This is a genomic window from Mucilaginibacter oryzae, from assembly GCF_003148845.1.
GTDB classification, from domain to species: Bacteria; Bacteroidota; Bacteroidia; order Sphingobacteriales; family Sphingobacteriaceae; genus Mucilaginibacter; species Mucilaginibacter oryzae.
In genome coordinates this window covers 864,215-884,820 of the sequence record NZ_QGHA01000001.1, presented here as the reverse complement: position 1 = coordinate 884,820, position 20,606 = coordinate 864,215, and the positions used below count along the sequence as shown (strand labels likewise).

Here is a 20,606-nt window from a genome sequence, read left to right as displayed (position 1 = left end):
AAGGGGAGACTTTTATTTAGTGATTCTAAAGCCCTCCCTTCCGGGGAGGGTTTGGGTGGGGCTGCTTATATCCCCAATACCTGTTTCAGCTTCACGTATCCCGTTTTACTCACCGGGATTTTAGCTCCCGATTTCAATATGGCCAGATGTGCATCTTTTTCATACGGATCGATCCGGGTAATTTGTTGTATCGCTACAATATATGAGCGGTGAACGCGCACAAAATGGTTAGGATCGAGCGTTTGCTCAAAAAAGCTCATGGTTTTATTTTTAAGGTATGAGCCTTCTTTGGTGATCACGCTTACATAATCATCATCGGCCTGCAGGTACTCCACATCGGCCACAGGGATGATCTTTACTTTGGTACCCGTTTTTACCACTATGCGTTCATGTTGTGCGGGCGATTGTGTGGCGGCAGTTTCCAATAATTCTTCGGTTTGCCTGGCTACGGGTTTCGGCGCGGCCGTAGCCAAAAACTTTTCTACAGCTTTATTAAAGCGTTCCTTGCTGAAGGGCTTTAAGAGGTAATCAACCGCGTGGGCTTCAAAAGCTTTTATGGCGTACTCATCAAAGGCGGTGGCAAAAATCACGGCTGGCGGTTGCTCAACCAGCTCCAGCATTTCAAATCCGGTAATTTTGGGCATCTGGATATCCAGGAAAACCAGGTCGGGCTGATGTTGCTGAATAGCTTTGAGGCCTTCAAAGCCGTCGTTACATTCCTGTATCAGTTCAATATCTTCTTTAAAATCAAGCAGGTATTCCCTCACTACCATGCGGGCCAAAGGTTCATCGTCAATAATTAAAGCTCGCTTCATAGTTGCGGTATTTTTATAATGGTTGTGTACAGATCGTCGCTCGCGTGCGTTTCCATCAAATCGTTGCGCGCGTACAGCAAATATAACCGCCGTTGCACACCCCGCAAACCAAAACCTGTACCTTTTTTAGGTTTTGATGTTTGAGGATCGTACGGGTTTTGAACCATCAGCGTTAAATACCCATCTTCCATTTCGCCACGTATGCTTACCGTTACTTCACCAACGGTATCGTACAAGCCAAATTTAATGGCGTTTTCAACCAATGGCTGTAACAGCATGGATGGCAGAGTTGCTGTACCGCACAAAGCATCGCAGCTGATTTCGGTTTGCAACCGGTGACCAAAACGTACTTTTTCGATATCAAGATAAAGGTTAAGATGAGCCAGTTCTTCGGTTAGGGTAACCTGCAATTGGTCGTCTTTTTTCAGGGTGCCGCGTAAAAAGTCAGATAACTGGTGAATCATCCGCCGCGCTTCATCCGGTTTAAAACCAATAAGGGCGTTGATGGAATTAAGACTGTTGAATAGAAAGTGGGGCTGCAATTGCTGCCTCAGGTTATATAACTCTGCTTCGCGGGCCAGCTGCTCGGCTTCGGTTTTGCGTTTCAACGTTTCTTTTTGATCCAGTTGCGAGTACCATAACAAACTGATCATGGCCATCCAGCCTATGGCCAGAAAATCGGTAAAGAAACGGATCATTAATGATTGGGCCAGGAAGTTGTTATAGATCGGGTCGGTATTGATTAATGGCAACAGGTAACGGCAGCCGGCTGCGCATATCCCCGCCAGGGCAACACACCATATAAATAAGTTAATGTAACTGCCCCTGCCCGGTTGGTAGTAGCGCAGGTTATTGTTGATGAGCCAGCAGGCACACGATAATAATATGGCGCTAAGTAAGCCATCGGTTATGGTAATAAACCAAACAAACCCAAAACTATGGATAATATAAGTTTGCAACGCAGCCCATGCCAAACCGCACAGAACAAATGCCGCGTATAGTTTTGATGATTGTATGTTTGGTATTTCCAAAACTGATAAATGTTTAAGGTTTAGTTCCTAACGCCTAACAAGGCCGATTTATGATGTGCCCATGCAATATAAAGATCGGCATCGGGCGTTTCGTGGATGTGATAATACAGCTCGGTGCCGTCCTTCAATTCGGGTAGCAGGTTAAGCTCGGCAACATCAATAAACTGCCATTTTACCGTTTGTTTCTCGATGTTTTTAAAGCTATCCTGGTTGGCATGGCCAATTCGGTTAGCTTTCTCGTATGCTACCAGTTCACTATCGGCGCTGATCAGGCGCAATTGCTCATCAAACTGCGCCTGGTGGTCTCCATTGCCGCTTATCACCCTGAAAACTAATTTTGCTACGTACCAGTTCATGTTGGTTATTGTTAATAGGTAGTATTGAATAGTTTATTAATAACTGCGGATATCAACCCCCGCAAATATGGATACGCCTGTAAGTACCAATACCTTTTCGCTGCCTACGCTGGCTGTGCTGCGGATGCGTTTATCGTCTACACTGGCAAAAACTGCCGCCAGATCTGATACCACCTGCCAGTTTGATGGCACAATTATTTTGGTGCCGCCAAAAATCTGGGTAATATCGATCACTACTCTGCCGTTAATATCGGCCTGGGTAAAATCGAGCTCGGCACCACCGAAAATGTTTACAATATCGCCGCCCCTGAATTTTTTAGAGAGGATGGCTTTGTTAACCCCGCCAAATATGGATACGGTATCGATATAATCATCGCCCGAGTATTTGGAGTTAAAGTCGTCCTGCTTTTGGGTGTACGGATCAACCGGGGGCACATCGGTGTTTTCATCTTTTACGGTGTAATCAACTACCGGCTCGTTTTTGTCAAACTGGAAGGGTTGTTTTTTGCCCCATTTATCCCAATCGTTTGTTTTAAATTCGTTTTTCCAGTTTTGCGGATCAAAGTGTTTGTTGCGCCTCAATATCAGCCACATGCCAAAACCAATCACCGCCAGCGGACCAACGATCCTGCCCGAATCATGAATGTTTTCGGTTATCAGGAACACTACGCCAAGGCCTACCAGTAACATCCATGATGATTTTTTGTAATTGTGTTTGGCACCTACATACCAACCCCAGAAAAGAAGCCATACCGGCCACAGTTTAAGACCATCGGGTATGAAAAATATGCGGAATTGCTGCAGCAGCAAAAAGCCGCCTACGGCAAGTAAAATGATCCCTGCAACGGTTTTGCGTTTGTTAGGGTCTTTATGTTCTATATCGTTGTTCATTGTATTATCTGCAAATTGAAATCATATCCAAAACTAAGGTAACATTATAGTTGAGCCAAACAAAAACTGGCGATATATTTCAAGTTCTCGGTGAGTGGGGATATTTTAGCGGTGAAAAAGTTGTGATGGATTATTTAACATGCGGCAAAAATAAAATTTTGTAAGTTGCAACGGTTTTTATCGTAAAACAACCACGTACTTAAACTTTATCATATAAAAAATGAACCAGGAATTTGGCCCGGCCAGGGGCATGATGTTTGAAAAGGAATACACCTTACATACCGGTTGGAAAATATTTTTCTACATCGTGATAGCAGCCATGGTTATTGGCGGCGCATACTCCATTTACGCGGCCATTACCGATAAAACCTTGTGGCTGGCATTATTAGGCGTGGGCCTGGTGTTGCTTGGCGTTTACCTTTACCTCGAGCTAAAAGTAGGCAGGATTATTATTTCGGGCGATGGTATAAAAATCGTTACTTATTTCAGAAGTAAGGAGCTGCTGCTTGGTGATATTAAAGGTTACCGTATGGAGCGCAATGTTTTATTTATAGACCCGATAGATAAATCGAAAAAAAGAATACACCTGGGCGACTATACTTATTATGCTGATTACCGGGAAATATTAACCTGGCTTAACCTTTATTGCACCGATCTTAACGCCCAACAGGAGCAAATGGCTATTGAAGAGGTGCAAAATGACGATAGCTATGGCTATACCGGTGAAGAGCGCCTGGCCGAGCTGAAGCGTTTAAAAAAGTTTTGCTCGTATTTTAATTATGTCGGCGTAGCGATATGTATCTGGATGTTTGCCTATCCCCAGCCTTACGATTACGTTATTTTAACCGGCCTGATATGGCCATTGGTGGTATTATTTGTATTTTATTTAAAAAGGGATGTGGTTACTTTAAACGCCAATGATAAAAAGAAAGAGGCTGTATACCCATCATTAAATACGGCCCTCGTTCTGCCGCCTTTCGCGCTTTTAGCACGGGTTTTTATTGATTTTAAGCTGATGCACTTAACTGATGTACTTTTGCCAGCGGCAACTGTGATAGTTGTTTTGAGCGCCATTTTTGCCGCTATAATGCTGAGCGCGCGTGAAAAAGCACGCAATAATAAAACTACCTGGCTTAGCGCGTTGCTGTTTGTTTTGTTATATGGTTTTACCGCGCCGGTACTGGTTAATTGTGATTTTGATTATGGCGTGCCGAAAACTTACACTGCCCGGGTGCTTGATCAAAGGGTATCAACAGGTAAACATACCTCGTATAACTTAACCCTAAGCAAATGGGGGCCTGCCGAAAGTGAAGAAGTTGAGGTTAATAAATCGCTTTACAACGAGGTTAAAGTTGGCGATACTGTGCAGGTAAATTTAAAACCTGGACTTTTAAAAATGCAGTGGTTTTTTGTTAGCCGGTAACGATGGTTCAAGGTGATAAATTGGGTTACCGAAATATGATAGAACTAAAAACAGGGTGTTTAGCTATTAAAAAAGCAGGTGTTCAATTTTTAAAAAACGGGTGTTCAACTTTTTTGTACCTTGAATTATAATCTGTTGATTATCAATGTATATGTGTTCAAGATGCTGTTTAGAGTGAAATTGTTAAAATTTAACTCATTGATTATTAGTTACTTGATTTTTTGAAATAATGTGAAGTTGTTTACACTTTTAAAAATTGAACACCTGATAAATTTAGTAATCAGGCAAAAAAAAACGGGGCTTTTTAAAAATGCCCCGGTTTTTCAATATATATGATGGTTGGTTGAGCTTATGCTTCGGTTTTAGGTTCTTCAAAGCCAAAATGCTGTTTAGCTTTTTCGTTCTTTTCCCAAAAATCGCGGTCGGCTTGTTTGGCGGGGCGCAGGGCTATCCACGCACCCAACACGATCAGACCGATGGGCCAGGTGATATTGTCGGCATTATGAACATTGTCGTTTATTAAAAAGATGATGCCTATCAGGATCATAAAAATCCATGATGGTTTCCGGAAGTTATGTTTGGCGCCCATTATGGCACCCCAGGCTATAAACCACATCGGCCAGCTGAACAACCAATCCGGAATAAGAAAAGCATCAAGCTGATCTACCAGTAACAAAGCACCTGCTGCTAATAAAATTACCCCTAACATGACCTTGCCATTTTTGTTATTTACCTGAGGGGTTGCTATATCGTTGTTCATTGTTTTAAGTTTTAATGTTACCCAAAACTACAGCAACAGGACAGGGCGGTCAATCAATAGTTGGCGATGTTGGGGGAGATGTCGGTAAAGTGGGGGATAAAGGCGGTGAAAGAGGAGGGGAGGGGATGAGAGGCAGGAATATGAGATACAGGAGGCAGGAAAGGGCGAGGAAGAAATCATCCCCTCTGGGGCTCTCACAGAGGATCCTGAAGTATACGCCATGCGATTTGACGGCATAAGTTTTAGCGTTGGTAAAATATTATAATGTAGAAAAATAATGTGTAACTAACTTCCCGGAATATATTGCTTGTTAAAAAAAACGATGAAATTTGTATTTCAATCTATGCCAAAACAGCCTTAACACATGGTCGATAGGATAGAGCTCCCAATTGATATTGAATTGCTTATTCTTGCCTTGCATTATATGTGCGTAATAGGGTATGGGTACTTTACAATGGAGTAAGGGAGGGCTGTTTTTTATCATTTCCTTATATTCTGCATCGTAACCATAATAGCGTTTAATACGGTAGGTGATTTCAATTATTGTTTTGTCCCGTTTGGCTTTGTAAATGTAAAGATTAAACTCATAGGTGTCGGAATATACATCATTTAGTCTTGGCATTAAAGCCGATAATTGCTGTGGTGTTTTTTTGTCGTTTACTAATTTCCTGATCTTATTTCGCGCAAACGAATTTAACTCGGTATCGCTGTCTTCCGAAATTATATATAAACTGTTATCTGATATTTTATTCCAGCAATGATCCCGTGCCATGGAAAGTAGCGCATTACTTGTTTTCTCCAGGAGTTGCTGCAGATTTTCTTTCGTTATAAAATTCATAAAATCTGGAGGGCTGATTTAATCATCCGTACCACTGGCCTTAATATAACCGTGCGCTCCACTATAGAATGTATCACATCATCCAATTCCTGCGAAGTGGTATCAAGGTGGGTGATGAGGTTTTCTTCATTACGTTCTTTATCAGCAGGGTGGCAAATCGATGATATTTAAACCGGTAAGATCTTGCTCGGTGTAGTTAAAGGTTTCGCGGAAGGCGCCGTTGGTATGGAGCACCACATTATTCATATCCATTACAAAGAAAACATCTTTGGACTTTGCAAATAGTGATATGATCTGGTTATCCATGCACTGTTACCTTAACATATTTATAATAACTAAGTTATAAATATGTTTATGATAATACGCAAATATTTTACGGTGTTGTAGCCGCTACGGGTATTATTTTTCCGTTAAAGAATTTGCTGCCTGTTAAGGCAAAATCAGCAATGTATTTACCCATCTCAAAAGCCATCACAGGCGATTCATAGCCCGGAAAAGCCTGCTCCAGCATTTCGGTTTGTGCCGAACCTAAGGCGAGGCAGTTTACTTTGATATTTTGTTCTGCCAATTCCTGCGCCAGGCATTCTGTTAAAGTATGTAATGCCGATTTGCTGGCCGAATAGGCCACAAGCCCCGGAAATTTGGCGCTGCCCTGAAATCCGCCCATACTGCCTATATTCAAAATGTGGGAACCCGAGGGCATTAGCGGAAGTAGCGATTGAATGGCCCTCACATGACCGATGAAATTACTCTGCAGCATTTCTACAAAATCCGATTCGGTAAGTTGTGTAAACGGCTTATTGATAAGTACGCCCGCGTTGTTGATCAGGATATCAACCCGGTTATCAAATTGGGCGGTTATAAACTGCTGCAGACCTTCATAATCATCGTGAACAATATCAAACTTAAGGGCAAACAACCGGCAATCGGGGTTTAGGCCATGGGCAATTTCCAACAAACGTTCCAGTTTATCCTGCGAACGGGCGAGGGCTATCACTTTATGGTTGCCCGATAGGATCAGTTCAATTACAGCTTCAAAACCTACGCCGCTGCTGGCGCCTGTTATTATGATGTTCATAAGCCCCCTAACCCCCTAAAGGGGGAATGATTGTGTTAATGGATTTTATTACCACACGTCATTGCGAGGAACGAAGCAATCGCGAACTTTACAGGGAGACTTGTATAGCTACTCTGCTAATCGGGGATTGCTTCGTTCCTCCGCAATGACGAGGTGTTTGAATTGCTAAACTACCAATTTTTGCTCAACCGGATGCCTGATCAGGTAAAAACCATCATTGATCAGTTTTTTATACTCCGGCTCGTTCACAGTTTTCTGTTCGAGGAAAGCGCGGATCTCATCTGCCATTGTTGGTTCGATGTTTTCGTGAACAAGTATTTCCAGGATCTCCAATGCGCAAAGCCAGTCGTCATGATGGTTGTTTTGTAATTGGTGCCATACATTGCCCAGGAAGCCATAGGGGCCGCGATTGATGCGGCAATCGCGCACCTGTTGGTAAAGCTTGTGAAGCTCTTTGGTTTTTTGATCGTAAACGGGGTGATGGGTTTCTGTTTTCGATTTGTAAATTAGTTCATCAAATAATTCTTTATCGGCCGCGCCGCAAAATACAGAGGTGATCTCTGCGCCAACAGCCATATCATAAACTCCCCAGGCCGGGTCAAACAGTACGGAACCATCTTTATCGGTAAGGGTTGCATCGTCAAAAGTGATCAGGATGATCTTATTGCCTTCAACCATTATATTTACTACTCTTCCCGTTAAGCTGATGCCGCTTTCAAACCGCAGTTGGGTTATTTTGCCTTTTTCTAAACCTGCCTCTTTCAAGTCATCACCCGAAAAATCTTCCAGTGCTTTGGTAAAACCCCCGAGTTTACCTACCGGCGAACTGAAACCATCTTTATGATAACTTTTACCGTGCCCTTTTAGCTGTTTATTGCCAAAGGCCAACGCTGTTGGTCCGGTAGTTTTAATAAAGTATGGCCCACCCTCTAAATCAGTCGCAAAACCGGTAAAAGTGCCCGATACCTGTAATCCGGAACTGTAAACTGCGGTGCAGGTATTTTTACTGTCGGCAGCTTTTTGCAACCCCGAAGCGCCGCCCCTGCGGAAAGCCATCGTATTTGCAAATTGCTCCAATACATCAATCAGGTTTTGGAAATCGGGCGTTACAAACAGGTGTGGCTGGGGCTTCGTAATATCGTACGGGTATTTAACGGCATCAATAGTATACCAAAGTTTTTCTACATCCTTTTGCATGCAGGTTGAACTTTCACCGATAGATGAAAGCAGTCCGGCCCCGTAAATTTTGGGCTGCTCAAGGGTGCCGATCAATCCATATTCTACCGTCCACCAGTGCAGGCGGCTTAACAGGGCCATTTCTGATGGTTGGCCCATGTTGTTCTGGCAATATTCAACATAAGCTTCAGCTTTGATTATCGCCTCCTCATCGGCATCGGGCATTTCTTTCAATATAGATAATGCGCGGATAGCCTCATACAGTTCAAAATCCTGTGCCGAAAACATAGCTTTAGCGCCTATCGACCCAAAATAGCTCAAATACTCATGGTAATCCTTATCCGCAATAATTGGCGCATGTCCTGCCGATTCGTGAATAATGTCGGGAGCCGGGGTGTATTCGATATGCTTTAACTGGCGGATATCTGCAGCAATAACCAGCACCCGGTAAGCCTGGTATTCCATAAAGGCAGCGGGCGGAATAAAGCCGTCAACCGTAACGGCCCCCCAGCCAATTTTGCCCAGGGCATCATTCATTTCCTGCAAATCAGGGATATGTTCAATGGTTAAGCCTGCTTTTTGCAAACCGGGAATGTATGGGTAGTAGGCTACATCTTTCAGGTAACTATAGTTTTGGCGCATCACATAGCGCCATACCGCATGATCGATAGGGGTGTAGTGTTCGTAATGCTGGTCGACTATAAATTGCTTTAAATAACCGGGCAAAGCCGCAACCTGCGGATTATTAAAATCATTAAAATGGCTCATTGCTGTTGGCGGTTTATGCTATAATAACGCCAAGTTTAGCAGATGGTTGTCATCAAAGCAAGTTTCAGATCATTATTCTGAAATAAGCTTTTTAGGCGAATATTATTCTTCTATCGGATGGTTTTCCAACTTTGGTTCTTCGCCTTTTTTGATGCCCGCATCCAGGCGCTTAGGGGCAAGTACATAGTATACACCGAATAAAGCCACAATAATAGAGATGAGGTAAAACCCAAAGCTCAGGTAAACCGCCATATCTTCGGCCAGGTTAAACTGGCGTGCAAGTGTAAGAAAAAGGGCATCGCGGATGCCGCCGCCGCCCAAACTAAACGGAATAATTGCCGCTAAGGAAGAGAAAAGGAACGACAGCAGGTAAGGAGCAAATTTGCCGTTAAAATCCTGCGCAAGCAGTAAACAAACAATACAAAGCAGTTGCATGCTTTGCACTCCTATGGCTTTTAAATGTGCCTGAACAAAGTTGTGGGTATAATCTTTAAAAAACTTACGGGCTACAAAATAATAAATCACCGTGCCAACCGATACTATGCTTAACGGCCATGCCAGGTGGTATGGAAAATTGGGTATTAAAATAATTAGCCCCACCACAATAGCGCCGATAGCCCAAAAGCCGCTCAACCTGTCAAACAATATAGCCCAGAATACTTTTTTGGTAGGTAAACCGTAGCGCTTATGCAACAGGTATATTTTGTAACCATCGCCGCCGATACCGCCCGGCAATAAAACATTATAGCACAACCCCAGAAAATAGAGGCGAAGGTTAAAGCGCCAGTCGAGCCGCAGGCCAATCGATTTAAAATAACTTAATAAACGCCATGATGAAAAAAACATCGAGCCTATGTAGCAGGCTATCGCGGCGGTTAACCAGGCCCTGTCGGCATTGGCGAGGCGGTATTTTATTTTAGCAAAAGGCACTTTACTAAAAACCCAGTAAAGGAGGCCGCCCGTTACTACAATGATCAGGATTACTTTTACAACGCCCCAAAGTTTACCTTTCCAGGTTTTATGTTCGGCACCTTCGTCAATAATATCGTCTGTTTGTGTCATTCGGCTGCAAAGCTATGTTATTTTTTTATTTCGATGTACCCGATAGTCAATTAACAAAAATTCTTCATTTTGTTTTCACAAACATTAAAACCAGTAAATCAATTGTTTATTGTAGTGATGGTTTTTAATAATCCGGTTTTAACACAGTGTAATCGCAAGGTAATCTGTGAAACGATAATATAAAATCGACCAAATGCTAACAAACAAAGTGTTACTTTTGCGCAAATTTTGAAGAGATGAGTAAAGTAAAAGTTGGTATAGTGCAAATGAGCTGTACTGCTGACAAACAGCAGAACCTGCAAAAAGCCATTGTTAAAGTAAGGGAAGCTGCCCAAAAAGGCGCGCAAGTAGTTTGTTTACAAGAACTTTTTACGTCCCTTTATTTTTGCGATGAGGAAAACTACGACAATTTTAAGCTGGCCGAAGCTATCCCCGGCCCATCAACCGACGAGCTATCGAAGGTTGCCGCCGAACTTAACGTGGTAATCATCGCTTCATTATTTGAAAAGCGTGCGCAAGGTGTTTATCACAATACTACCGCAGTACTTGATGCCGACGGCAGCTACCTGGGTAAATACCGCAAAATGCACATCCCCGATGATCCCGGCTTTTACGAAAAATTTTACTTCACCCCCGGCGATCTTGGCTACAAAGTATTCAATACCAAATATGCCCGCATCGGCGTACTGATCTGCTGGGATCAATGGTATCCTGAAGCAGCCCGTATCACCGCGTTGATGGGTGCCGATATATTATTTTACCCAACCGCAATAGGCTGGGCTACTACACAAGACGAAGCTACCAACGTTGAGCAATACAACGCATGGCAAACTATCCAGCGTTCGCACGCAGTTGCCAATGGTATTCACGTGGTAAGCGTTAATCGTGTAGGTGAAGAAGCAGGTGTGAAATTCTGGGGCGGTTCATTCTTCGCCAATCCGTTTGGTGCTGTTATCCATCAAACCACTCACGATCAGGAAGAAGTTATTGTACAGGAGTTGGATTTAGATAAGTCGGATTACTATAGGAGCCACTGGCCGTTCCTGAGAGATCGTCGTATCGACTCATATCAGCCGATAACGAAAAGACTTTTAGACGAGGATTGATTTTAGTCCGAAAGTCGGGAAGTCCGAAAGTCCGAAAGAAAAAGTCAGTTATATGGGTTTTAAGTTTGAAAAGCTGGTTGTGTGGAAAAAAGCAGTCGACCTATCATCGGATATTCATGATCTGACTAGGACTTTTCCAAAGGATGAATTGTTTATTTTGTCATCTCAAATAAAACGGGCCGCCGATTCTATTTCGCTAAATATTGCTGAAGGATCAACGGGACAATCTAACGCCGAATTCAATAAGTTTGTTGGCTACGCTTTAAGATCAAATATTGAAGTTGTTGGGTGTTTGTATTTAGCACAAAAGCGAAATTTGATATCAGACGAAAATTTTGCAAAATTATATCAACAATGTGAAGAGATTTTGGCAATGTTGAACGGACTGCGTAACTCTCTTAAATAAAATAAATCAATGTCCTCAAAAGATATATCAAATAGTTCTCTTTCGGACTTCCGGACTTTCGGACTTTCCGACTCGCCTTTGGCGCAAGGTTTCACCTTCCCTGCAGAGTGGGCAAAGCATACGGCTACATGGCTAAGCTGGCCTCACAAAGAAGCTTCATGGCCAGGTAAGATTGATACGATCTACGCACCATACATCGAATTTATAAAAGTTGTTACCGAAGGCGAGTTGGTGCGCATCAACGTAGCCAACGCCGATATGAAAGCATCGGTAATTTTCCAATTACAGAACGCGGGTGTGGATTTGAACAAGATCGAGATCTTCGAGTTTCCTACCAACGACGCGTGGTGCCGCGATCATGGTCCGGCGTTTTTGATCAATCAGACCACTAAACAAAAGGCTATTGTCGACTGGGGTTACAACGCCTGGGGAGGCAAATATCCGCCGTTTGATCTGGATGATGTCATCCCGACCAAAATTGGTAACCATTTCGGCTTACCGGTATTTAACCCGGGTATTGTAATGGAAGGCGGCTCGGTTGATTTTAATGGTAAAGGAACCATTTTAACTACTACAGCGTGTTTGCTTAACAAAAACCGTAACCCGCACCTTAACCAGGCGCAGATAGAAAGTTACCTGCAAAACTATTACGGTGCGGAGCAAATTTTGTGGCTGGGTGATGGAATTGTAGGCGACGATACCGACGGCCATATTGACGATATTACCCGTTTTGTAAACGAAGATACTGTGGTTACCGTTGTTGAGGAAGATAAGAATGACGATAACTATCACCTGTTGCAGGAAAACCTCGATACGCTGAAAACTATGCGGCTATTGAACGGCAAGCAGTTAAACGTAGTTGAACTGCCCATGCCCGACGCAGTTATTTATGATGATACCCGTTTGCCCGCATCATATGCTAATTTTTATATCGCCAATTCGGCGGTGATAGTTCCTACCTATCGTTCAAAAAATGATGATAAGGCGTTAGATATACTAACCAAATGCTTCCCTGACCGTAAGGTTGTGGGGATTGATAGCACGGATATTATCTGGGGGTTGGGCAGTTTCCACTGCCTGAGCCAGCAGGAACCGGAATAAAAATAGAAAAGCCCTTTTTTAAAAAGAGGGCTTTTCTATTTTTTTTGTTTTTAAACATAATTTCGCCTAAGAATTGTTTACACGATAACAAAGCTTTCAACATGGTCATTCCGGTATTCCAGAATATCTCCGGGCTGACAATCGAGCGCCTGGCATATTGCTTCTAAGGTGCTGAACCGAATAGCTTTAGCCTTCCCTTGTTTCAATATAGATAGGTTAGCCAGTGTTAGGCCGACTTTTTCCGACAGTACATTGAGCGACATTTTGCGTCTGGCCATCATCACATCAAGGTTGATAATTATTGCCATAGCTTAAATTGTTAGTTGCTTTTCTTCTTCCAAAGCCAGGCCGGTTTTGAAAACTCCTTCTACAGCCAAAAGCACAACCCCAATAAGCAAACAAGTGTAATTGAACTCATAAGTGAGATCAAGATGATGGAAGACAAAGTTTGATAACAAAAATTGATTGATCATAATTACAGACGACCACTGTACAACCGAATAGCTTATCAGTACCAATGCGATGTTTCTAACCCTGTATATATTCGCCTGTTGAAATGGCTGGTCTTGCTTAAAACTCTCGAAAATTCTTTTTACCTGGTAGGTAATGATCACAATTGCGGCGAAAATTGCGCCGTATCCTGTAAGCAATGCTGCTATGGTTTTCCAATCGGCGCCTACATGAATGCTTAGTGTTCCGTTAGTTGTATTGAGGATACTGAAATCACCCTTTTGTTTCGCCGAATAAATCTGTGCCATGCTCATGGGAGTGTAAGTAATGGGCACCTGCAAAGCAAATGCTTTACGAATATGTGCCGCCGTCAATACCATAAATGCACCCAAAGCGCCAGCAACCCACTCTACCCACCAGAGTAAATTAACAGCAATAGCCATTACTGCCGATAAAGATCTTTTTCCTAAGTTTTTCATGTTTGTGATTTTGTTCAAAAATGATAAATATTTATTGATTATCAATAAATATTTATCATTTTTTTTATTTGCACAATCCATGAAGTTTAGTCTCTGCAAATGATAATTAATAACAAGATTAAACAACAACACCGGCAACAGCTTTGTGATAAGAGCTGGTTTAGGTTCAAAGCCGTGTATATAGTTTGCACTGTTACCGATGTTGTGTTATATTATTGATTTTCTGTTGCTGGAGGCATCTCTTTTGGAGAAACCATACCAACATTATTTATTGATTTGGCTCCCCATCGCCCAACAGGTTTTTGCTGCATCCCATCTGTTCTTCAGTTTCTACCCATTTTCAAAAATTCATTTACCACCACTTCAGATACATAGCGCTTAATGCCTTCTTTATCAGTATAGCTGCGGTTAGTCAGCTTTCCTTCAATAGCAACCTCATCGCCTTTTTTTAAAAAGTCTTCGGCAAGTTTGGCCTGCATTCCCCAGAAAACAAGACTGTGCCATTGGGTATCGGTAACCTTTTCGCCTTTATCATTTTTATAAGTTTCGTTGGTAGCTATGGAAAGGCGCACCATTTTTTTATCGGTGTCGTAAACTTTTACTTCAGGATCCATCCCTAAATTACCTACCAGGCGTACACTGTTTCTTAATGAGTTCATCGTTTTATTATTTAAATATTTTTTGATTCGTTTGAGTTAACGCTACAAAGGTGGGGTGGGGCGGAAAAATTACCCGGTTATTAACCGTTTATAGTCGATAGTATCCGTTTGTAAACGTTTGCAAACGGATAATTTATTGCCTACCTTTATACCATGAACCAGGAAAGAGTTTGTTTGGATTGCGGGACGCCGCTGCAGGGCCGTGCCGATAAAAAGTTCTGTAACGATCTGGGCCGCAATAACTACAATAACCAGCTTACAGCAATCGCTATAACCCCTTCCCTTGTTGGTGTTCCGCAGGTAAGCGGTTGTTGTGTCGTTCGGTAAGCAATTGAATGGCTGTCCAGGCCGCTGCAAGTACAAGCCTCCCGGCTTGTGGCCCCTATGCAAAGTATTTGATTAAGCAAATACCGGACAAGCTTTGTTACGGGACCTTGGTTTGTGTATCGAGTTTGACCATGCACTCGTCGATTCTTTGCAGAAGTCATCCACTTTAACGAAAATTTCAATAATTTTATCAGAAGTAAGCATAGATTGTTATCATTTAGATTCGACACTTAAATATAAAAATCTATGCTTACTTTTTGACATTCAATAGATTATATATTTAGATCCTTTCCGAATCGTTTTTTTCTTATCCGAACTCACGTTAAAATAATTAAAATTTCGTTTAAACCTTCGAACAAAACTTTGTTCAAACAGTTATAATAACTAACGCAATACTTTATGAAAAAATTCTTGACTTTAATTTGCTGCACTATAGTACTTGCTGCAACATCATGTAAAAAGGAGTATGTTACTACTGCTCCAAGCGCTACCACTATTTTTGATACTACGCCGGCGTTTGTGCTTGCGGATGGTCAGGGAAGCATTCACGGTTATACCACAACTTTGAATGTGCCGGAACTTACTGATTACTACAATAATCATGGTGCAGTTTTGGTGTATTTAGATAACAGCGATGGTACGCTTGAGCAATTACCAAATGTTTATGGCGGTGTTAGTTACCGTTTTGCATATGAAACAGGTAAATTATACATTGATGCTCAAAATGCCGATGGAAGTTTACCTACTGGTGCTAACATTCCACCTCCGTTAAAAATTAAAATTGTATTGGTACCGTAATCCAATCTTCCTTAAACAAAAAAGGAGCATTGTATTTGCAAGGCTCCTTTTTTGTTGAAAGATATTTTAAGATGATTACTTAGCCATCTGGTCAATAACAGCCTGGGTTACGCCGGTAAATGAGAAACCGCCATCATGAAACAGGTTTTGCATGGTAACCATTTTAGTCAGATCGCTGAACAGGGTTACGCAATAATCAGCGCACTGGTCTGCATCGGCATTACCCAGCGGGCTCATTTTTTCGGCAAACTCAATAAAGCCGTCAAACCCTTTTACGCCCGAACCGGCCGTAGTGCGGGTTGGTGATTGTGAAATGGTGTTAACACGTACTTTTTTAGCCATGCCATACTCGTAACCAAAGTTACGGGCGATGCTTTCCAATACAGCTTTGTTATCTGCCATATCATTATAGCCGGGGAAGTAACGCTGGGCAGCAATATAGCTTAAAGCCACTACCGACCCCCATTCATTTATGGCATCATGTTTCATGGCCGCCTGTAAAATGCGGTGAAGGCTTAATGCGGATATATCGAAACCTTTGTGGGTAAATTCGTAGTTATTTTCGTAGTAAGGGATATTTTTGCGTACGTTAACGCTCATACCTATCGAGTGCAGGATGAAATCAACCTTGCCGCCAAAATGCTCAAGCGTTTGGGTGAACAGGTTGTTGATGTCATCGCCATTGGTAACATCGGCACCAATAACCGGCGCGTTACATTCTTCGGCCAGTTTATTGAGTTCGCCCATGCGCAAAGCGATAGGGGCGTTTGATAATACAATTTCAGCACCTTCCTGTACGGCACGTTGTGCTACCTTCCAGGCTATTGATTGCTCATTTAGCGCACCGAAAATGATGCCTTTTTTACCTTTTAATAAATTATAAGCCATTTGTTAAGTTTTTATAATTGCAGCAAAGTTATAATTATTTGACGATTTATCAGTTAGCTTATAAGTTTGGGTTTTTGGTGATTTAAAAGTTAAGGAAAATAGAGTTATAAGTCTACGATTAGTATTTATAGCTAATTAAAACGGATTTCATTTCGACGTACATGCGAAGGGTCTGAGTGGTGGAGTGAGGAGAAATATTCTACGCCCTGCTATTACGCATTGCATTGTGGTTTAGCATGGCGTACAGGATTTCTCTTTCGCTCCGCCACTCTTTCCCCCCTCTGCTCTATCGATGACATTTTTCAAGAATGGTCAGCATACTTCCCCTTCAGGGGGTCAGGGGGCTCAGCAGTTCCCTCGCGTTTTGTAAAGCGCTTTCACCGGGCTTATCACCACTCAGCATCTTGGCAATTTCTAAAACGCGTTCATCTTTATTTAATTGTTTTATGCGCGTAAAAGTAGCCGCCTCACTATCATCCTTATAAACAAAATAGTGGCTTTGGCCTTTGCTGGCAATTTGAGGTAGGTGGGTAATGGTAATTACCTGCAGGTTTTTAGCCAACCGCTCCATAATTACCCCAACTTTATTGGCTACCTCGCCGGATACACCTGTATCGATCTCATCAAAAATAATGGTAGGCAAGGCTGTATACTGCGCCACGATAGATTTAATGCTCAGCATCAACCGCGAAAGCTCACCACCCGAAGCCACCTTACTCATTTCGGCCAAAGCATGCCCCTTATTGGCCGAAAACAAAAACTTAATATGATCAATCCCCGTAGCCGTAAGCACAACCGCAGGACTATCAGCACCCCCTTTAGGGGGCGGGGGGGGCACTTGTTCAATCTTCAACATGGAATTCCCCATCCCCATTTCAGCCAGCGTCTCTAAAACCTGCTTCTCAATATCCGGGATAGCTTTTTGCCTGTTGGCCGAGAGCTGAGCCGCCAGCTTTTCCAACTCAGCTTTATCGGCAGCTATTTGTTTTTGCAGCTTTTCGATGGCCTCATCGCCAAACAGGGCTTGCTGAATTTTTTCAGATAGTTCTTCCTGGATCTGCAATAGCTCGGCATTGGTGTTAACCCGGTGTTTTTTTTGCAGGTTATAAATCATGCTGAGGCGGTTGTTCACTTCCCCGGCTCGGGCTTCATCCACAAAAGTATGCTGTTCAATGCCGTCAACCTCGGCAGCAACGTCTTTCAGTTCGATGATGGTACTGTTGATGCGTTGGTGCAATTCGGCAATGGCGGGATTGTATTTTTCAATAGCTCCTAATACCTGGCCGGCTTCTTTTAGCTGTAAAAGCACGGCCGCTTCGCCATCCTTTAAAAGATAGTTGGCATTAAGCAGCGCGCGTTTTATTTCTTCGGCGTTGTTCAGCGTGTTAAGTTCCTGCTCTAAAGGTTCCTGTTCATCGGCATCCAGCTTGCCCTTTTCCAGTTCATCAAACTGAAACTGGAAATAATCCAGGTCGGCCTTAGCTTTATCGTTTTCGGCAATAAGCTGGTTAAGCTTGCTTAACGATTTTTTGTAGGCTTTAAATTTCGTTTGATAATCAAACAAAAGATCGGCATGGCGGGCTACCGAATCAACCACCAGCAGCTGAAATTCCGGATCGTTAATCTCCAAAGTGGCATGCTGCGAGTGGATATCGATCAGTTTTTCGCCCAGTTGTTTCAGCGCGGCGAGGTTAACCGGGGTGTCGTTTACAAAAGCGCGGGATTTGCCATCTGCCGAAATCTCCCGGCGCAACACCGTTTCGCTTTCATAATCCAGGTCGTTCTCTTCAAAAAAATCGGCGAGGTGAAAACCGCTGATCTTGAAAACGCCTTCGATAACGCATTTTTTTTGCTGGTTAAAAAAATACCTGCTCTCGGCCCGTTGCCCTAAAATGAGCGATAGGGCGCCCAGTATGATTGATTTACCCGCGCCGGTTTCGCCGGTTAATATGTTCAGGCCGCTATCAAAACCTATCTCCAGGTTATCAATAAGCGCGTAATTATTAATGGTGAGCTTTTGAAGCATAAAAAAATGTCCTCATTTTATTGAGGACACTAAATTACAAATTAAGGTTCTTTTGTAGTTAATTTTAATGCTAATATATTTAGTCTCAAGTCTGAAGTTCTAAGTCTTAAGTCGAAAGTCATAAGTTCGGAGTTTGAAACTTTTAACTTATAACTTTCGACTAAAGACTTCCACCTCAATCTCTGGCAGCATCAGTTAAAGCTTCCTTAACGTTGGTATCATACTTATCATCAAGCTGCACATCCATCTTATCCCGATACTCCTTCATTTTTTGTTTAAAGGCAGGCGTTTTCATATAATCCTGTAGTTTTTTGGTGGCTTGTTTAAGGCGTGCCTGGGCCGCTTTAATTTCCGGACTGTTTTGATACGCGCGCATTTGTTCGCCCAATTTCTGCATATCGCGTTGAATGTTTTTCATATCCGGATTATTGTAGGCAATACGCATGCTATCGCCCATAGCCTTCATTTTATCGTGTTTAGCAATAAAATCTGCCGATTGGTAACGAGCTTTCATTTTCTCGCCCATTTTTTTAATTTGCTCGGTTTGCTCTTTTACATCTGCCGGAATTTTGCTTTGTAATTCATCCTGGTACTTTTTGTAGTTGGGGTCTTTGTCGTCGTTATACCCATGATAGCCGCGATTGTGCGGGATGCCGTATTTGGTTTCCAACTCTTCGTTCATCTTTTTAAATTCGGGGCTGTTGTAATAAGCTCCTATTTTATTACCGAGTTCGCCCATCTGGCCGCCCAGTTTTTGCGCTTCGGAATTATCGCCGTATTCCTTTTGAAATTCTTCGCCGGCTTTTTCCATTTGCAACTTCATTTTTTCCATGGCATCGGTATTGTAGTAAGCCTGTAGCTCCTTGCTTTTAGCTTCCAACAGCGCAGTTTGCTTTTTAAAATCTTCGCTGGCGTAGTATTTGCCAATCAGCTCGCCCTGTTTACTTACTTCGGCAGTAAGCCTGTCTAATTCGGCGTCGTTAAAACCGTTGTAATCAAAATGCTCATGACGCAGCTTGTTTTTTATAACATTGGCTTTGTGTTTTGCTATTGCCTTTTTGTTTTTAGCCGCGGCTTTGCGGGTGGTATCCTCAACAAATAAGTTATGTATAGCGGCGGGTGCGGTAACTTTTTTAACGCTTAGCTTACCATCTTTAATAGTTGGGTTAAGCCAGGCTACGCTGCTAACGCCCGCAGCGGTTATAGCAAGCGCCACCAACAGGTGGCGTACATTGCCTATAGGTTTCTTGGTTTTCATGATGCGTTCAATTCTGTTTAATAAATGATATTTTTTGCCGTTGGCAGCCAGGGCCAGCTGTAAATGCTGTTGCCTGGTTTGTTCCAGCTTAAGCAGCGCGTGGGCGTAAATGAGCGGTTGTTGCGTAGTATGCACAACCAGGTCATCGCAACTGTTTTCGCGCTCCTGGTTAATAACTCTGTTAATTAATTGGGCAAAGGGATTAAAGAATAACAGTATGGAAATAAATTGCTGCAATAAATTGAGCAGGTAATCATTGCGTTTAATGTGCGATAATTCGTGCAGTAAAATGGCCTCAACCTCGGTTGCCGATAAATAAGTAGTAAGGGTTATCGGCAGTAGAATAACCGGGCTAAAAAAGCCGATCATACAGGGGGCATCAACCATACGGCTAAAGTTTACCCACACATTTTTGGTGATGCCCAGCTTTTGGCAAAGCTCATCGGCAAAGGTTTGCAGCCTGTCGGCAGGTACCATGGTCCGTTTTATCAGGCTGATGCGCTGCCAGCTTAAGCTTACCTTAAGCAGGTTAAACACAAGGCCCGCAAGGTAAAGGGCTGTTATATAAGGCAGGTAGCCTTTAATAACGTATTCGTAATAATTGTTTTGCGGGCGGGCGGCTACTTCACGCAGCGGCAGGTAGAAACGTGGTAATAAAGATGGCGCATTTGCAGATGTATAACTAACCCACTCATGCAGCCCGAACTGATGGATAAACGTGTATATAAACCAGGCGCTGATCATCAGCATAGCGCCCATAGCCAAATTGTGCTTTTTAATAGCCGATAAACGCGGCGCGCAAATAAACACTAACCTTAAGGCAAACCATACCAGCAACCCCTGCCATAACGATTGCAGAACGGTGATACCCAGCACCTGGCTTATATTATAGAATAAATTTTCCATCACG

The 20,606-nt window shown here is 42.8% G+C and carries 22 protein-coding genes; 6 read left to right on the top strand and 16 right to left on the bottom strand.

Annotated features, from left to right (window positions below; genetic code table 11):
• Nucleotides 1–65 precede the first annotated feature (65 nt).
• The 4 genes from LX99_RS03925 to LX99_RS03910 are packed head-to-tail and all read right to left on the bottom strand — an operon-like array spanning nt 66 to nt 3,093.
• Complete coding sequence (locus LX99_RS03925) at nt 66–815, bottom strand: LytR/AlgR family response regulator transcription factor (RefSeq protein ID WP_109606558.1); 750 nt, start codon at nt 813–815, stop codon at nt 66–68.
• Nucleotides 812–1,846, bottom strand: a complete 1,035-nt coding sequence (locus tag LX99_RS03920) for a sensor histidine kinase (protein WP_022833580.1) — start codon at nt 1,844–1,846, stop codon at nt 812–814. Before LX99_RS03920 ends, LX99_RS03925 begins: the two co-directional genes overlap by 4 nt.
• 20 nt (nt 1,847–1,866) lie before the next feature.
• Nucleotides 1,867–2,202 (bottom strand): DUF4288 domain-containing protein, encoded by a 336-nt coding sequence (locus LX99_RS03915; protein WP_109606556.1) that lies wholly within the window; start codon nt 2,200–2,202, stop codon nt 1,867–1,869.
• A gap of 36 nt (nt 2,203–2,238) precedes the next feature.
• Entirely contained in the window at nt 2,239–3,093 is an 855-nt protein-coding gene (locus LX99_RS03910; RefSeq protein ID WP_109606554.1) for a LiaF transmembrane domain-containing protein, read from the bottom strand.
• 220 nt (nt 3,094–3,313) lie between these two features.
• Between LX99_RS03910 and LX99_RS03905 the strand changes: the two genes are divergently transcribed.
• Nucleotides 3,314–4,516 (top strand): hypothetical protein, encoded by a 1,203-nt coding sequence (locus LX99_RS03905; protein WP_109606552.1) that lies wholly within the window; start codon nt 3,314–3,316, stop codon nt 4,514–4,516.
• 349 nt (nt 4,517–4,865) lie between these two features.
• Here the strand turns inward: LX99_RS03905 and LX99_RS03900 are convergent, their stop codons facing one another.
• From LX99_RS03900 to LX99_RS03870, 6 genes are all read right to left on the bottom strand, one after another.
• A complete protein-coding gene (locus LX99_RS03900) occupies nt 4,866–5,276 on the bottom strand; it encodes a LiaF transmembrane domain-containing protein (RefSeq protein ID WP_109606550.1) in 411 nt (136 codons plus the stop codon).
• A gap of 310 nt (nt 5,277–5,586) precedes the next feature.
• Entirely contained in the window at nt 5,587–6,114 is a 528-nt protein-coding gene (locus LX99_RS03890; RefSeq protein WP_109606545.1) for a hypothetical protein, read from the bottom strand.
• A 141-nt stretch (nt 6,115–6,255) separates the two neighbouring features.
• The gene (locus tag LX99_RS03885) at nt 6,256–6,420 is read right to left on the bottom strand and encodes a PAS domain S-box protein (protein ID WP_109606544.1); all 165 of its coding nucleotides are present in this window, start codon (nt 6,418–6,420) and stop codon (nt 6,256–6,258) included.
• A gap of 67 nt (nt 6,421–6,487) precedes the next feature.
• The gene (locus LX99_RS03880; RefSeq protein ID WP_109606542.1) at nt 6,488–7,192 is read right to left on the bottom strand and encodes an SDR family NAD(P)-dependent oxidoreductase; all 705 of its coding nucleotides are present in this window, start codon (nt 7,190–7,192) and stop codon (nt 6,488–6,490) included.
• A 165-nt stretch (nt 7,193–7,357) separates the two neighbouring features.
• Nucleotides 7,358–9,136 carry an aromatic amino acid hydroxylase gene (locus LX99_RS03875; protein ID WP_109606540.1) on the bottom strand — a complete coding sequence of 593 codons (1,779 nt, stop codon included), beginning with the start codon at nt 9,134–9,136 and terminating at the stop codon, nt 7,358–7,360.
• A 102-nt stretch (nt 9,137–9,238) separates the two neighbouring features.
• A complete protein-coding gene (locus LX99_RS03870) occupies nt 9,239–10,198 on the bottom strand; it encodes a lysylphosphatidylglycerol synthase transmembrane domain-containing protein (protein WP_109606537.1) in 960 nt (319 codons plus the stop codon).
• 236 nt (nt 10,199–10,434) lie between these two features.
• Between LX99_RS03870 and LX99_RS03865 the strand changes: the two genes are divergently transcribed.
• From LX99_RS03865 to LX99_RS03855, 3 genes are read left to right on the top strand one after another with little or no spacing between them, the layout of a single operon-like run.
• On the top strand, nt 10,435–11,304 hold the full coding sequence (locus LX99_RS03865) for a carbon-nitrogen hydrolase (RefSeq protein WP_109606535.1): 870 nt from the start codon (nt 10,435–10,437) through the stop codon (nt 11,302–11,304).
• 52 nt (nt 11,305–11,356) lie between these two features.
• On the top strand, nt 11,357–11,710 hold the full coding sequence (locus LX99_RS03860; RefSeq protein WP_022833688.1) for a four helix bundle protein: 354 nt from the start codon (nt 11,357–11,359) through the stop codon (nt 11,708–11,710).
• A 9-nt stretch (nt 11,711–11,719) separates the two neighbouring features.
• A complete protein-coding gene (locus LX99_RS03855; RefSeq protein ID WP_109606533.1) occupies nt 11,720–12,811 on the top strand; it encodes an agmatine deiminase family protein in 1,092 nt (363 codons plus the stop codon).
• A gap of 77 nt (nt 12,812–12,888) precedes the next feature.
• Here LX99_RS03855 and LX99_RS03850 read toward each other — a convergent pair whose 3' ends face one another.
• The 3 genes from LX99_RS03850 to LX99_RS03840 all read right to left on the bottom strand — a co-directional run bounded on the left by LX99_RS03850 (nt 12,889) and on the right by LX99_RS03840 (nt 14,399).
• Nucleotides 12,889–13,119, bottom strand: a complete 231-nt coding sequence (locus LX99_RS03850) for a helix-turn-helix domain-containing protein (protein WP_109606531.1) — start codon at nt 13,117–13,119, stop codon at nt 12,889–12,891.
• 3 nt (nt 13,120–13,122) lie between these two features.
• Entirely contained in the window at nt 13,123–13,740 is a 618-nt protein-coding gene (locus LX99_RS03845; RefSeq protein ID WP_170122623.1) for a DUF2975 domain-containing protein, read from the bottom strand.
• A gap of 323 nt (nt 13,741–14,063) precedes the next feature.
• Nucleotides 14,064–14,399, bottom strand: a complete 336-nt coding sequence (locus LX99_RS03840) for a single-stranded DNA-binding protein (protein WP_109606527.1) — start codon at nt 14,397–14,399, stop codon at nt 14,064–14,066.
• A gap of 153 nt (nt 14,400–14,552) precedes the next feature.
• Here LX99_RS03840 and LX99_RS25535 point away from each other — a divergent pair, with 153 nt between their 5' ends.
• Nucleotides 14,553–14,726, top strand: a complete 174-nt coding sequence (locus tag LX99_RS25535) for a hypothetical protein (protein WP_170122572.1) — start codon at nt 14,553–14,555, stop codon at nt 14,724–14,726.
• A 399-nt stretch (nt 14,727–15,125) separates the two neighbouring features.
• The gene (locus LX99_RS03835; RefSeq protein WP_109606525.1) at nt 15,126–15,524 is read left to right on the top strand and encodes a hypothetical protein; all 399 of its coding nucleotides are present in this window, start codon (nt 15,126–15,128) and stop codon (nt 15,522–15,524) included.
• Nucleotides 15,525–15,599: 75 nt separating this feature from the next.
• Here LX99_RS03835 and LX99_RS03830 read toward each other — a convergent pair whose 3' ends face one another.
• The 3 genes from LX99_RS03830 to LX99_RS03820 all read right to left on the bottom strand — a co-directional run bounded on the left by LX99_RS03830 (nt 15,600) and on the right by LX99_RS03820 (nt 20,602).
• The gene (locus tag LX99_RS03830) at nt 15,600–16,412 is read right to left on the bottom strand and encodes an enoyl-ACP reductase FabI (RefSeq protein WP_022832010.1); all 813 of its coding nucleotides are present in this window, start codon (nt 16,410–16,412) and stop codon (nt 15,600–15,602) included.
• A 328-nt stretch (nt 16,413–16,740) separates the two neighbouring features.
• Nucleotides 16,741–18,438 carry a DNA repair protein RecN gene (gene recN / locus LX99_RS03825; RefSeq protein ID WP_109606523.1) on the bottom strand — a complete coding sequence of 566 codons (1,698 nt, stop codon included), beginning with the start codon at nt 18,436–18,438 and terminating at the stop codon, nt 16,741–16,743.
• Nucleotides 18,439–18,613: 175 nt separating this feature from the next.
• The gene (locus LX99_RS03820; protein ID WP_109606521.1) at nt 18,614–20,602 is read right to left on the bottom strand and encodes a M56 family metallopeptidase; all 1,989 of its coding nucleotides are present in this window, start codon (nt 20,600–20,602) and stop codon (nt 18,614–18,616) included.
• Nucleotides 20,603–20,606: the final 4 nt, after the last annotated feature.